Below are 13,263 nucleotides of genomic sequence, written 5' to 3' on the forward strand. Positions count from 1 at the left end.
GCATAACAAAAAAAGCAATAAATATTTTATATTATTAAAAAAAATTACTATTTATAGAATTTAAAAATAATTCTACTATTTTCTAAATATATATTGAAAATTAATTACTATTATATTAAACTACTATTAAAAATTTAATTATTCAATACAGTTGGAGGTATGAAATGTTTGAAGAAATAAGAGACATAATAGCAGAGCAATTAAGCATAGACGATTTAGATGAGTTAACTTTAGATACTTCTCTGAAAGATGATTTAAATGCTGATTCTTTAGATGCAGTTGAAGTAATCATGGCATTAGAAGATAAATATGATATAGAAATTGCTGAAGAAGACGCTGAAGAATTCAAAACTATCGGCGATATAGTGAATTACATTGAAGAAAATAAATAATAAAGACTTCTATATTTCAGAAGTTAAAAAATAAGCTATAGAAAATAAACGTTTATTTCCTATAGCTTTTTATTTTACAATTTTTTATTTATCAATATGTAAACCTTCGATCTCAATTTTGATGACTTTATAATACATAATTTCTTAAAATACCTATTTTTTATATGTTATATTTTCGTATTTTTTGTCATATATTCTATTTTATATGTATAAACTTATCTTTCTGTATATTTTGTATACATTTATTTTCCAAATTATGGTATATTAAATAATAAATTAAAATATACATGAGGTGGTTACTGATGATAGAAAAAAAGTATATTGAGATGGAAGGTGTGTTTTCTGGTAGTAGAGTTATAAACATCTATCTTCCAGATGATTACAATGAAAGAAGAAAAAAATATCCTGTGCTTTATATGTTCGATGGACATAATTTATTCTTTGATGAAGAAGCTGCTTTCGGTAAATCATGGGGTATGAAAGAATATTTAGATTCTAATAATGTACAATTAATTGTCGTAGGTATTCAATGCAGTTTTGAAGGCAATGAGAGGGTCTCAGAATACTCTCCTTATAATTTAGATAATTATAATGGTGAGTTTATTGAAGGCAAGGGAGATGCTTATTTAAATTGGATGGTAAATGTAATAAAACCTATGATTGATTCTGAGTACAGAACAAAACCCGATAAAAAAAATACGCTTATCGGTGGAAGCTCTTTAGGTGGATTAATGGCAACATATGCTGGAATTAAATACTCTCATATATTCTCAAAATGTGCGTGTTTATCTCCTTCATTTGAATTTTGCTATGATAAATTAATAGCAGAAGCAGTACAAAACGACTCTCAAAGGGGTAGCAAGTTCTTTATGAGTATAGGAAGTAATGAATTAGAACAAAATAATAAATTAGTTGACTTTACTTCTTATATGTTAGAGTTATGCCATACACTTCAATCTAAAGGAGCTATATGTTATCCTAGATTAGTTCCTGGTGGAGAACATAATGAAGCTAGTTGGGAAAAACAAGTCCCTGCTTTTATAGATTTTCTACTTTAATATTTAAAACTAATCTTTTAAATTAATAACATATACAAATAAAAAGACTAGCTTAATTTATTAAGCTAGTCTTTTTAGTAAAATATTTATTTAATTATATGCTTTTTTGTAATAGATGGTCTATCCCATTTCTTTAAAATATCTAACATAAACTCTTTTATATTGATTCCATATAATTCATTTAAGATAGGATTATTTAATACTTCTTGTGGCTCTCCATAAGCTACTATTTGCCCATCTTTCAACATAAGCACATTATCTGCGAAATATTGAACTAAATTTAAATCATGTAGTACTCCTACTACGATTTTATTATTTACCTTAATCCATTCTTTTAGATTTTCTAATAAATCTATTTGGTTTTTTAAGTCCAAGTGGTTTGTAGGCTCATCAAGTAGTATAATATCTGGGTCTTGAGCGAATACTCTAGCCAAGAAAACTCTTTGTATTTGCCCACCTGAAAGTTCAGTAATAAGCTTATCTTTTATATCTAAAAGTCCGACTTTTTTTATACTATCTAATATGATTTTTTCATCTTGTTTAGATAATTTACTAAATGCCCCTTTGCTATAAGCATATCTACCTAATGCTACAGTATCGTAAATTGTGTATGGAAAATAAATTTGAGTAATTTGGCTCATAAGTCCAACTTTCTTTGCAAATTCTTTTCTATCCATAGATGATACTTCCTCATCATCAATCATTACACTTCCTCTATATTCTAAAAGATTAGCAATAGATTTTAGAAGTGTACTTTTTCCACATCCATTTGGACCAACTATACATAAATTTTCTCCATTTTTAACTTTAAAATTTATATCTTTTAATATATCTTTTTCATCATATCCACTATAAAGATTTTTAATTTCTAACATAATTATCAACTCGCCTTTTTAAAATAAACATAAGCAAAGAATGGTGCTCCTATAATAGCAGTCACCGCCCCTACTGGTAATTCAGTTGAGTCAAAAATACTTCTTGCAATCAAATCTGTAATTACCATTAAACATCCTCCAAATATAAATGTCATCGGTATTACATATTTATGATTAGATCCAAATATTTTTCTAACAACATGAGGAGCTATCAAGTCTACAAATCCAATTGTACCACTAAGAGATACTGCTCCTCCTGTCAATATTGCTGAAAATACAAATAGTTTTGTCTTTACTTTTGATGTATCTACACCTACAGATTGGGCTTGTTCTTCTCCAAAAGTAAGTATATCCATCTCTTTTGTGTATCTAAGTATGCCTATCATACCGACTAAGCAAAATGGAATTATAAGCCATACATATGTCCAACCTCTCATAGCAAAGCTTCCCATTTGCCAAAGTGCTATACTCTTTAAGTCTTCTGAAAACATCGCAGTTAAAGTTGTAAGTAAGGCATTGACAAATAAAGAAAAAACCATCCCCGCTAATATTATTGTATTATTGGACATGGTTTTGTCAATTTTACTAGAAAATAATATAACTAAATAAACTGTAAAAAGTCCAAATATAAATCCAACAAACGGAAGTGTAAAACCTCCTATTACAGGAATTGTTACTCCTGTTACAATTACAAGACCTGCTCCTAAAGATGCACCTGATGATACACCTAATGTATATGGTGATGCTAGTTGATTTTTTAATATCGATTGTACAACTGCACCACTAGTAGCCAAACACCCTCCTACTAAAAACGCCAATAAAACCCTAGGCAACCTAATCTTCCATATAATAGATACGTCCTTTGGCATTACACCGTCTCTAAGAGGTATATTTATCAATTTATTTGCGATTATAGATATAGTGTCTAACATACTAATATTGGAACTCCCAATGGAAGTTCCAATATAAATAATAAATATAAGTATAAGTATACTAATTGCACACTTTGTTCTATTTGTCTTTGTATTCATCTGGGTATACAGCTTTTGCCATTTCTTTTAAAGCTTTTATTATATTTTGTGTTGGTCTTGAAGATGAGTTTGCATCTATAGAATATACTGCTTTATCTTTTACTGCAGTTATGTTTTCCCATCCAGTTCTACTCATTATTTCTTCTGTTGGATTTTCTACATAGTTAACGTTAGTTAATATAACATCTGGATTTGCATCTATTACAGCTTCTTCACTTGGTGATATCCAAGCATCTTTATCTGCAAATATATTTTTTGCACCTATTATTTGTATCATTTCATTTATGAATGTGTCTTTTCCTACACTGTATAATGTTGGTGCTGGACCTATTTCAAAATAAACTGTCTTTTTATCTTTTATTTTGCTGCCTATTTCTTTTATTGATTCTACATCTTTTTTCATAGAATCGATTATTTCATTTCCTTTATCTTTTTCATTTACAAGTTCAGCTATGAACTCTATGTCTTTATATATACCGTCTATACTGCTACTACTTGGTATATATACAACAGGTATACCTGCATCACTTACTGATTTATATGGATCTTCTGATGAACCTACTTGGTTATATCCTGAAGCTATTACTATATCTGGATCTAACTCAACCATTGCTTCTGCATCTGGATTTTGGAAGTCCATTAATTTAGTGTCTTTGCTTAAACCTTCAATTCCTTCTGAGTATGTATCTGCTGCTATAATTTTATCAGCTAATCCCAACCCAACTAATATTTCTGTATTTGATGGTGCAGTAGATATAATTTTTTCGATTTTTGTTGGAACTTTAACTTCGTTACCAGCTCTGTCAGTTATTGTTTTTTCGCTTTCGCCTTTACTACACCCAACAGAAAATATAAGTGTTAAACATAGTAAAATTGATAATAATTTCTTTTTCATATGAATTCCTCCTCATATACCTTTTTTAAAATTTTTAAAGCTTATATCAAGATTAATCCAGCCAGGGTTTTACCATAATTTGACTATAATCTCCATATATTTTATGATTATAGCAGAATTACAATTTTTTTTGTAACTATATTTTAAAATAAGCAATAACATTTTGTTATGCTTTTACGATATTATTTTTCAAAATTATAAATTATATGTATCTTTTGCAAAAAAAGAAAAACTAACACAAGGTTAGTTTTTCTTTTAAAATACCGTTCTTATTTTAAAGTAAAATTCTCCACCCCGAAGATTTTCTTATTGTATATAAGGCAGGTCTCCTGGCTTAGCTTCATCCCATTTATTCACCTTCCCGCAAAATAGCAGTGGTTATCGAATAAATAGTCAGCATCACAGTAACGGGGGCTGCGAAGGAATCTCACCTAGCTTCCCTATTAATCTAAATTAGAACCTCTATACCTTTATGCTTTCACGTAATTATAACATAATCTAACATTATTTTAATAGAGTAAAAAGCAACTTCGAATAACTACCATAAAATGAAATTTATGTAAAATTATTTTTCTTCATAGAAAGATATATTTTTTATTACTATATCGAATGTACCATTTTCATTTTTTCTAACACTATATTTCATAGGGTCTTCAAAATCTGATAAATTTGCTTTTATATCAAATCCATTATCTGTTTTTATACTTCTCTTTTTAAGTTTCTTTTCAACCCATTTTTTATCAACTGAAAAGTTTTCAGTTAATCCTTTGTCTTCCATGTGTTCTTTGAAACTTTCTTTTAAATCTTTATCGATTATATTATTTTGAACAAATTCCTCAACATTTATTTCTTCTTTTTCTTTTAATGTATAATTAAGCATACTTCTTATATCTTCTGCTTTTTTCATATCATCTGAAATTGCATTTGTTATCCAATTTTCTGCTGTTGTTTTAAATACTTTTGTTTTATATTTATCATCTTCTATTTTTTTAGCATTTAAAAACGCTGTAACAAACTTTGTTTCTAGTTGTTCTTTTTCAGCATCTTTATCTAATAGTTTAAAATGATATTCATCATTTATACCACTAAGACCTACTAATGCACATTGTTTTGGACGCCCTGTCTCAGGTATTCCAATTTCATTTGATACTATTTGTATATTAAATTTATCTTCTACAAATTCAATTGAATGTGTATAAAGTTTTTTATACTCTAATCTCATTATAGCTACATTTTTTTCATCTTTTACACTGTATAGACAAATAGCTAAGTCACAAGAGTCCATCTCTTCACTTTGTTTCATAATTTCAAATAAATATGCCGCTATTTCTTTTGAATTTTGTAAGAATGTATCTTCGTCATATATAATTTGCTCACAACAGTTTTTAACAATATTATTGTTATAATCGTTAAATTCAGCTTTTCTTAAATCGTCGTCTTTTGAAACTCTGTTTATTATTTTTTGGAAAAATTTATCCACTTCTAAGCTGTTTCTACATTCGTAGTCATTTAATATAGGACTATCGCTATTTTTATCTAGTACGTGTACTATGGATTTATGTATAATCATTTACTTCTCTCCTTTTATCTTAATTTTTCAATTAGCATCTTCATATCATCAGGAATTTCAGCTTTAAACGCTAAAACTTCTTTTGTTCTAGGTTGTTTAAACTTCAGACCATATGCATGTAGAGCCTGTCTTTTTATTAGATTTTCATCAACATAACCATATAGTTCATCTCCTATAATTGGATGGCCTATATGTGCCATGTGTACTCTTATTTGGTGAGTTCTTCCTGTTTCTAATTTAACTTCTACTACAGTAGCATCATTTAATCTTTCTAATACTTTGTAATGAGTAATCGACTCTTGTCCTCTAGGATCTACAACTCTCTTTATGCTGTCATCTGTAGGTCTGTAAATTGGCTCATTTATAGTATTTTCGTCGTCTTTAATGATTCCTTTTACTACTGTTATATATTTCTTTTCAAAATCATCGCTTTTCATCTCACTAGATAATACATGTTGAGCAAATGGATTTTTTGCTACTATTACTAATCCAGATGTATTCATATCTAGTCTATTTACAAATCTTATTTTGACATCTTCGCCCTTTTTAACAATGTAGTCTGTAACTCCATTTGCCATAGTATTTTCAAAGTGGCTCTTTGTCGGATGAACTACCATAAATGGAGGTTTATCTACCATAATTAAATCAAAATCATCATAAATTATATTTAAGTTTAAATCTTGTGGCGCAAAGTTTGCCATATCTTCTTTTATCTCTACTTCTATTAAGTCGCCCTTTTTAACTTTTTTATCTAATTTTTTGAAGTTTTTATTTACTGTAACTGTTTTAAATCTTTTTAATTTAGATGCATATCTAACTGAGAAATTTAATTTATCTAGTAAAATTTCTTTTAGTGTTAAGTCGTCATCTTCATTTATATATGAAATAAGATTATATTTTTGATCTTCTTTTTTGAACAAATTCACACCCACTTCCTTTTTATTAACATATATATTTTACACTAATTTTCAAATATAATGAAGGTAAATATTGTTCCATAAATATCCAATCAACATTAAAAGGAGTATCTCTATGAGAAACTCCTTTTAATGTTGATTGGATATTTATGTAGTTAAATTCAAATAATCTTTATTTTAATTTTATGTCTATTCTGATAGTGTCTCATCATATGATTTGCATACATCTACCCACTTTTCACAATGTGAGTATTTTTCCATCTCATCACAAGTTAATTCTATAGCTGAGTTGCTACTTCCACAAGCGGGAAATACTGTATTAAACCTCTTCATAGATACATCTAAAAACACTTTTACACCTTTATTTTCTATTGCAAATGGACAAACTCCACCTATAGCATGTCCAATATATTTAATGACTTCTTCTGGTGTTAGCATTTTTGCCTTAGTAGCAAATTCTGATTTATATTTTTTATTGTCGATTTTAGCATCACCAGCAACTACTACTAAAATAGCATTGTCTCCTTCTTTATTTTTAAAAGATAAAGTTTTAGCTATTCTCGCTGGTATAACATTAGCCGCTTGTGCTGCTAATTCAACTGTTGCACTTGATTTGTCAAATTCTAAAATGTCATCTTCTCTTCCATATTCCGCAAAATATTCCTTAACTTTTTCTATTGACATTTTTACACCTCTATATTTAGTCTTTACAATATAGTATATCATACATTTCACTTCCCTATACCATTATATAACAAATATTAACATTTATTTGCATCTACTATATATTTCTAAAATTACATTAAATTTATAATAATAATTCTAAATTGTTATAGTCTACAAGAATATGTGTTATAATACATCTTATAAAGAGGTGGGATAATGGAAAGAATTATTACAATTAACTCAAATAATTTACCAAAATCTATAATGACTAAGGATATTTTGACAGATAAATTACAAAAGGCAGGATTTACAGTTTGCGATGAATTTCACCCTGAAACTGAACTTATTATTTCCATAGGTGGAGATGGTTCTTTTTTACAGACGGTACATGACTTTGAATTTCCAGAAGTTCCTATTTTAGGAATAAATACTGGACATTTAGGATTCTTCCCAGACTTTGCTCCATCTGATATAGATCATTTTATTGAATCATATTTAGTTGGAGACTACATAGTTCAAGAAATTCCCGTTCTTCAGTCAACTGTCTGTACTAAATCTAATTGCAATGATGTATTCGCTGTAAATGAAGTCGTTGTAAAAGGATATAAATCTAGAACTATACATTTATCTTTAGGAATAAATGACCACCATGTACAAAATTTTAGTGGTGACGGTCTAATAGTATCAACTTCAACAGGATCTACTGCATATAATTATGCTGCTAGCGGAAGTATAATAGACCCAAGTATAAATGTAATGCAAATTACACCCCTTGCCCCTATAAATACAAATGCTTACAGAAGTTTTACTTCTAGCATTATTTGTTCAAAAGATTCAATCGTAAAAATAGCTCCAGAATATAGATTTGAAGACTCTATATTAATAGTAGTTGACGGAGTCGAATATCAATTTAAACAAATAGTAGATATATCTATATTTGTATCTGATTTAAAAGTAAAACTACTTAGAATGTCAAACTACGAGTTTTGGAGCAGAGTAACTGAAAAGTTCTTATAAAATTTATAAATTTAATATTTCCAGGAGGATAACTATGAAAATAGGTGTAATGAGTGACACACACGGTAGCTTACCTTATTTCGAAAAAGCATTAGACTTATTAGAGGACTGTGATGTAATATTCCATATAGGAGACGTTTTATATCATGGACCTAGAAATGATTTACCAGAAGGATACAACCCTAAAGGTGTGATAGAAAAAATAAACAATCTAGATAATATGATAATAGTTAGAGGAAATTGTGATGCTGATGTAGACCAAATGGTTATAAAACATCCTATTGAAGATGGATATGTTTTAACTGAAGTTGGTAGAGTAACATTCTTATTAGATCACGGATATCTAGAGCCAAAAGAAGAAATTATAAAAAGAGCCAAAGCTAAAGAAGCCAATGTATTAATCTTAGGACATACTCATGTAAAAGAATTATATATGGATGAAGATTTAGTAGTTCTAAATCCAGGAAGTACATCTATACCTAAAGATGGAAGCCATTCTGTAGCTATAATAGAAATCGAGCCTATCGAAGGCAACAATCACCAAGTAGATATGGATATCAATTTAGTAGATATAACTACTGGTGAAATTATAGAATTATAAAAAAATTCGCTAGAATAAAAAAATTGCTAGATTATATCTAGCAATTTTTTTATACAAATATTCTAATTTTGTTTATTCTATTTTTATCGATACTTTCAACGCTAAATTTAACATTTCCAACTTCGATTAATTCATTTTCTTCAGGTATACGTTTTAAATATCCGATTATAAATCCTCCTATAGAATCAAATTCATCTGATTCAAAGTTTATTCCAATTTGCTCATTTACATCTGATATTTTTGTACTACCTTCAACTAAATATTCATTATCACTTACTTTTACAATTTCCTCTTCTTCCTCGTCGTATTCATCGTCTATATCCCCAACGATTACTTCGACTAAGTCTTCTATTGTAAGAAGTCCAGCTGTACCACCGTACTCATCTACAACTATAGCCATTTGACTCTTTTCTTTTTTCATTTCCTCAAGAAGTTGAGTTATCTTTTTAAATTCGTAAGTAAAAAATGCTTCTCTAACGTAATTTTTTATATTAAAGTTTTGTATTTCCTCATCACTTAAGAAAATAATATCTTTTATATTTAATATTCCCACTATATCATCTATACTCTCTTGATATACAGGTAATCTACTTAACTTTTCACTTTTAAATAATTCTATTATTTCATCGTAACTATCTTCTATATTTACAGCTACCATATCTAATCTTTGAATCATAGCTTCTTTTGCTTGCATATCTCCAAATTGGAATACATTATTTATTATTTCGCGTTCTTCAATTTCTAAAACGCCTTCTTCATGACTCACATTTACCATAGCTTTTAATTCTTCTTCTGTTATAAATGGTTTAACTCCGTCATTTTCTATTCCCATAATTTTAAAGATAATACCTGTTAAAAGATTAAATACCCAAACTATCGGTTTTGTAATTTTCATTATTATACTAATTGGTTTAGATACTATAACTGCTATTTTTTCTGGGCTATTTGCTGCAATAGTTTTTGGTGTTATTTCTCCAAAAATTAAAACAAGTACTGTCATTACAGCTGTAGCTATAGCAACTCCTCCATCTCCAAATATATTTATAAATAAAGATGTTGAAACAGATGTTGCAGCTATATTTACCACGTTGTTTCCTACTAAAATTGAACTAAGTAAATCACTTGATTTTTCAATAAGTGAAGATACTAATTTAGCACCTTTTACACCCTCTTCTTCCATATACCTAATTCTAATTTTGCTAAGAGACATTAATGATGTCTCAGATGCTGAGAAAAATCCTGATCCCAACAGTAAAACTATTAATAAACCTATTTGTAATATATTTTCGGTCGAACCCAACCTTTACCACTCTCCTAATTTCGTAAATTTTATATTAGTACTAATTATAGCATAAAAAAAACTAATTTGAAAATATAGTTAAAACTTTACCTAAAAAACATTTTTAAAATTATCTTATCTAATTATAATTATATTATTTGAATTTATTATTAAAAAATAATTAAAATTAACTATAAACTATAAATTACTATAATTGTAAATCATAATTTTAATTAAAATCTTATATCTTAAATTTATATAGCTTTATAATTATACTATATTGTTAAATATAAATTTTAGACTAGATTTATAAATTTAATTTAGGACAAGCAAATTATAATAAATATTATTTCTGACAAAATACAAACTATATTTAAGTATAAACTCAAGATTATTAATAATTATATAACTCAAGATAAATATACATATTTTTTATTAATTCGATTCATTTTATATTTTTAAAAAAATATGCTCGTTTTTTGTCTTTTTTTGTGTCATATTGTAGTTTAAAACATATATTATATTAAGAAAAATTTAAATATTTTTCTTGAAACCTCTTGTTGATATGAGATGAACGATTTTTAATTTTTCAAAAAAATTATAAAAAACATGTATATATACTTGAAGTTTAGGCAACACTTATATATGAGAGCGGAAATTATATATATCTCTCCCCCTAATAAGTATATATTTTAAGGCATCTACAATTTTTTCCCCCTTGTAGGTGCCTCTTTTTTTCTGTAATTTCAATAATTACAAGCTTTTTTCAATTTAATTCCAATTAACCTAAAAATATGTTTTGGTCACTTTTCGGTCACTAAAATATTTTTTTGAATTTAAATTATTTAAAATCTAATAGCTAAAATGTTAATATTCTTATATAATATAAATAGATGTTAATTAATGGTTGTTGGCCTTTTTATTATCATCTGGAGCATCTACTGTTGCAGCAGTAGGTGCTTCTTCTATTTTAAAACATTGTATTTCTTTTACACTATTTGCTGTAAAAATTTTACCATGTCCTTTACCTTTTAAGTTCATTAAAGCTTCATAGTCTCCACAAACTACTTTACTTGCTTCTTTTGTATTTGTCTTTAATCCAATTTTCGTGTTAATGTTAGATTTTAATACTCCTGGAAGTATTTCAGCATATGGTGTTTGTGTTGTTAATATAACACAAATACTTGCTGCTCTACCTTTAGATAATAACTCTCCTAGTAATCTATAAAACTCTTTATCTGATTTTGGATTAAAACTTGCTAATTCTTCTATTATTAAGAATATGGATTTATACCTCTTATCTTTATTTTTTCTTAAAACTTTATATCTTCTTTCCATTTCTTCGGTTAATTCTTCCATAATATCTTCTATTCCATTTTTACCTTCTCCATAGTACTTACATCTATTTTTATATCTATATAAATCTATTAATTTCGTATCTTGAATATAGAGATCTATATTTTTTCTTCTTATTAGATTATTTACAATAACATCTAAGCATACACTTTTGCCTGAACCTGTACTTCCTGCAATTAATAAATGACACTGATTCGGTGAACTATAGTCCCAGTAAATAATATTATGTCTATCTAAATCTATGCCTATTGGAACTCCTTTCTTATTATCAAACTTATAATCTTCATAGTTATAAGTTTCATTTTGTTTATTTATACGTATTAATATTAATGTATTGTTATACTCTATTTTTAAATCATTTTGGTTTATCTTTAGAAAGGTTGCTATTTCTATTTTATATTTTATAAAATCATTTATTGAAAGGCCTATAGGAATAGTAAAATAAAACTCATTGTCGCACTGGTGATGTAACCATGGATATTCTTTACTACGATTACATAGGTTAATCTCATAAAATAGTTTATCCCAATTATATTTTCTCTTGAATACCATATTCTCTATTGCTTTAGCAGCATTAAATATACTATCTATCAATAGATTAATCATATTAAGTCACCTACCTTTTCTATTTTGCAATTATCATAGATAACTTTTATATCCTTTAGATTTTTATTTAAGCCCTGGTTATTAATAACATATAACGTAGGCATAACAGGCCAATCTGTATTTTCTATTATTATATCTTTAATTTTTTTATATTTTGATAGGCAGTCATTAGGACTTATTTGGACTTCAAGCAATATTCGTTTTATTCTTTTATTTTTTCTTATCTTTAGGTATGCATCTGGAATTATATTGCCTATTTGTGGACTTTTCTTAAAATCTAAAATTTCATATCCATTCTTTATAAGCTTCACTAAAAAGTCGGTTATATAAAGATCATGCGTGATTAGTTTCTTTTTTGGTTGTTTATCTAAAAAATATACGTACATATTCTTAGTACCTTCTACATTAAACATCTTTCTATTTATATAACCTTCATCGCTTAATTTTTTTAGCCTTCTTAATGGTATATTTTCATGGACATCTGGAAATAATAATTCCTGTACTTGTTTTCTAGTACATATTCTGCACATAGTTAAGAAACTTAAAATTTTTAGATCTCGTTCTTGCATATTATTTTCCCCCTTTTTCTTTTTATATTTAATATATATGCAATGCGGTTCACATATTTGACTATTTTTTAAAAAATTATTTGATTAACTATGTGATTGATTATGTGAAGTGTGTTTTTTACGCTTCACACTAATTTTTGTTGATATCGCTAGAGTTAGGCTTGTACAATTGCGTGGTTTAAATAAATAAAAAGCAGCGCCAATGTCTTTTTATTTATTGGCCCCGCCGCACAGACTCCCCCATCTTTTATTTTTAGTTATTTTTTCCCGTTTCAATTTGAAATTAAAAATAACTAAAGTATCAGGGATATATTTATATTTAATTCTTATTTATTATACTTATATTATTTCCAGTTTAAAAATTTTTATACATTTTTTATAAATAATTTAAATATAAATTTATTTTACATATGTATTCTTATACCTTCTTT

The 13,263-nt window shown here is 27.4% G+C and carries 13 protein-coding genes and 1 riboswitch; of the genes, 4 read left to right on the forward strand and 9 right to left on the reverse strand.

The window, feature by feature from the left end; translation table 11 throughout:
- Positions 1-164: 164 nt before the first annotated feature.
- The gene (acpP, locus tag RDX53_RS12260) at positions 165-392 is read left to right on the forward strand and encodes an acyl carrier protein (RefSeq protein ID WP_216569108.1); all 228 of its coding nucleotides are present in this window, start codon (positions 165-167) and stop codon (positions 390-392) included.
- Between the two features lie 302 nt (positions 393-694).
- Positions 695-1,450 carry an alpha/beta hydrolase gene (locus RDX53_RS12265; RefSeq protein WP_195931254.1) on the forward strand — a complete coding sequence of 252 codons (756 nt, stop codon included), beginning with the start codon at positions 695-697 and terminating at the stop codon, positions 1,448-1,450.
- An 86-nt stretch (positions 1,451-1,536) separates the two neighbouring features.
- Here the strand turns inward: RDX53_RS12265 and RDX53_RS12270 are convergent, their stop codons facing one another.
- The 6 genes from RDX53_RS12270 to RDX53_RS12295 all read right to left on the reverse strand — a co-directional run bounded on the left by RDX53_RS12270 (position 1,537) and on the right by RDX53_RS12295 (position 7,422).
- Positions 1,537-2,325: an ABC transporter ATP-binding protein gene (locus tag RDX53_RS12270; protein ID WP_195931253.1), complete on the reverse strand. Its 789-nt coding sequence runs from the start codon at positions 2,323-2,325 to the stop codon at positions 1,537-1,539.
- Between the two features lie 5 nt (positions 2,326-2,330).
- Complete coding sequence (locus RDX53_RS12275; protein ID WP_195931251.1) at positions 2,331-3,356, reverse strand: iron ABC transporter permease; 1,026 nt, start codon at positions 3,354-3,356, stop codon at positions 2,331-2,333.
- Positions 3,337-4,251, reverse strand: coding sequence for an ABC transporter substrate-binding protein (locus RDX53_RS12280; protein ID WP_195931249.1), 915 nt, complete (start codon positions 4,249-4,251; stop codon positions 3,337-3,339). The genes RDX53_RS12275 and RDX53_RS12280 overlap by 20 nt, the downstream gene beginning before the upstream one ends.
- 301 nt (positions 4,252-4,552) lie before the next feature.
- Positions 4,553-4,730: riboswitch (cobalamin riboswitch) on the reverse strand.
- A gap of 86 nt (positions 4,731-4,816) precedes the next feature.
- Positions 4,817-5,821 (reverse strand): nucleoid-associated protein, encoded by a 1,005-nt coding sequence (locus RDX53_RS12285; RefSeq protein WP_195931247.1) that lies wholly within the window; start codon positions 5,819-5,821, stop codon positions 4,817-4,819.
- Positions 5,822-5,835: 14 nt separating this feature from the next.
- Positions 5,836-6,741 (reverse strand): RluA family pseudouridine synthase, encoded by a 906-nt coding sequence (locus tag RDX53_RS12290; RefSeq protein ID WP_195931259.1) that lies wholly within the window; start codon positions 6,739-6,741, stop codon positions 5,836-5,838.
- Between the two features lie 186 nt (positions 6,742-6,927).
- Positions 6,928-7,422: a YbaK/EbsC family protein gene (locus tag RDX53_RS12295; RefSeq protein ID WP_195931258.1), complete on the reverse strand. Its 495-nt coding sequence runs from the start codon at positions 7,420-7,422 to the stop codon at positions 6,928-6,930.
- 198 nt (positions 7,423-7,620) lie between these two features.
- Here RDX53_RS12295 and RDX53_RS12300 point away from each other — a divergent pair, with 198 nt between their 5' ends.
- Together RDX53_RS12300 and yfcE are read left to right on the forward strand one after the other, a co-directional pair.
- Positions 7,621-8,421: an NAD(+)/NADH kinase gene (locus RDX53_RS12300; RefSeq protein WP_195931245.1), complete on the forward strand. Its 801-nt coding sequence runs from the start codon at positions 7,621-7,623 to the stop codon at positions 8,419-8,421.
- Between the two features lie 34 nt (positions 8,422-8,455).
- On the forward strand, positions 8,456-9,022 hold the full coding sequence (gene yfcE, locus RDX53_RS12305; RefSeq protein ID WP_195931243.1) for a phosphodiesterase: 567 nt from the start codon (positions 8,456-8,458) through the stop codon (positions 9,020-9,022).
- Positions 9,023-9,071: 49 nt separating this feature from the next.
- Here the strand turns inward: yfcE and RDX53_RS12310 are convergent, their stop codons facing one another.
- From RDX53_RS12310 to RDX53_RS12320, 3 genes are all read right to left on the reverse strand, one after another.
- The gene (locus RDX53_RS12310) at positions 9,072-10,322 is read right to left on the reverse strand and encodes a hemolysin family protein (protein ID WP_207743865.1); all 1,251 of its coding nucleotides are present in this window, start codon (positions 10,320-10,322) and stop codon (positions 9,072-9,074) included.
- An 879-nt stretch (positions 10,323-11,201) separates the two neighbouring features.
- Positions 11,202-12,263 (reverse strand): FtsK/SpoIIIE domain-containing protein, encoded by a 1,062-nt coding sequence (locus tag RDX53_RS12315; RefSeq protein ID WP_307994254.1) that lies wholly within the window; start codon positions 12,261-12,263, stop codon positions 11,202-11,204.
- Positions 12,260-12,832: a hypothetical protein gene (locus RDX53_RS12320; protein WP_307994255.1), complete on the reverse strand. Its 573-nt coding sequence runs from the start codon at positions 12,830-12,832 to the stop codon at positions 12,260-12,262. Before RDX53_RS12320 ends, RDX53_RS12315 begins: the two co-directional genes overlap by 4 nt.
- Positions 12,833-13,263 lie beyond the last annotated feature (431 nt).

It is taken from the genome of uncultured Intestinibacter sp. (assembly GCF_902468165.1).
GTDB lineage: Bacteria > Bacillota > Clostridia > Peptostreptococcales > Peptostreptococcaceae > Intestinibacter.

Excerpts from the sequence above, each read along its gene's own strand:
- acpP (WP_216569108.1), top strand. The coding sequence starts at position 165 with ATGTTTGAAGAAATAAGAGACATAATAGCAGAGCAATTAAGCATAGAC.
- RDX53_RS12265 (WP_195931254.1), top strand. The coding sequence starts at position 695 with ATGATAGAAAAAAAGTATATTGAGATGGAAGGTGTGTTTTCTGGTAGT.
- RDX53_RS12270 (WP_195931253.1), bottom strand. The coding sequence starts at position 2,325 with ATGTTAGAAATTAAAAATCTTTATAGTGGATATGATGAAAAAGATATA.
- RDX53_RS12275 (WP_195931251.1), bottom strand. The coding sequence starts at position 3,356 with ATGAATACAAAGACAAATAGAACAAAGTGTGCAATTAGTATACTTATA.
- RDX53_RS12280 (WP_195931249.1), bottom strand. The coding sequence starts at position 4,251 with ATGAAAAAGAAATTATTATCAATTTTACTATGTTTAACACTTATATTT.
- RDX53_RS12285 (WP_195931247.1), bottom strand. The coding sequence starts at position 5,821 with ATGATTATACATAAATCCATAGTACACGTACTAGATAAAAATAGCGAT.
- RDX53_RS12295 (WP_195931258.1), bottom strand. The coding sequence starts at position 7,422 with ATGTCAATAGAAAAAGTTAAGGAATATTTTGCGGAATATGGAAGAGAA.
- RDX53_RS12300 (WP_195931245.1), top strand. The coding sequence starts at position 7,621 with ATGGAAAGAATTATTACAATTAACTCAAATAATTTACCAAAATCTATA.
- yfcE (WP_195931243.1), top strand. The coding sequence starts at position 8,456 with ATGAAAATAGGTGTAATGAGTGACACACACGGTAGCTTACCTTATTTC.
- RDX53_RS12315 (WP_307994254.1), bottom strand. The coding sequence starts at position 12,263 with ATGATTAATCTATTGATAGATAGTATATTTAATGCTGCTAAAGCAATA.
- RDX53_RS12320 (WP_307994255.1), bottom strand. The coding sequence starts at position 12,832 with ATGCAAGAACGAGATCTAAAAATTTTAAGTTTCTTAACTATGTGCAGA.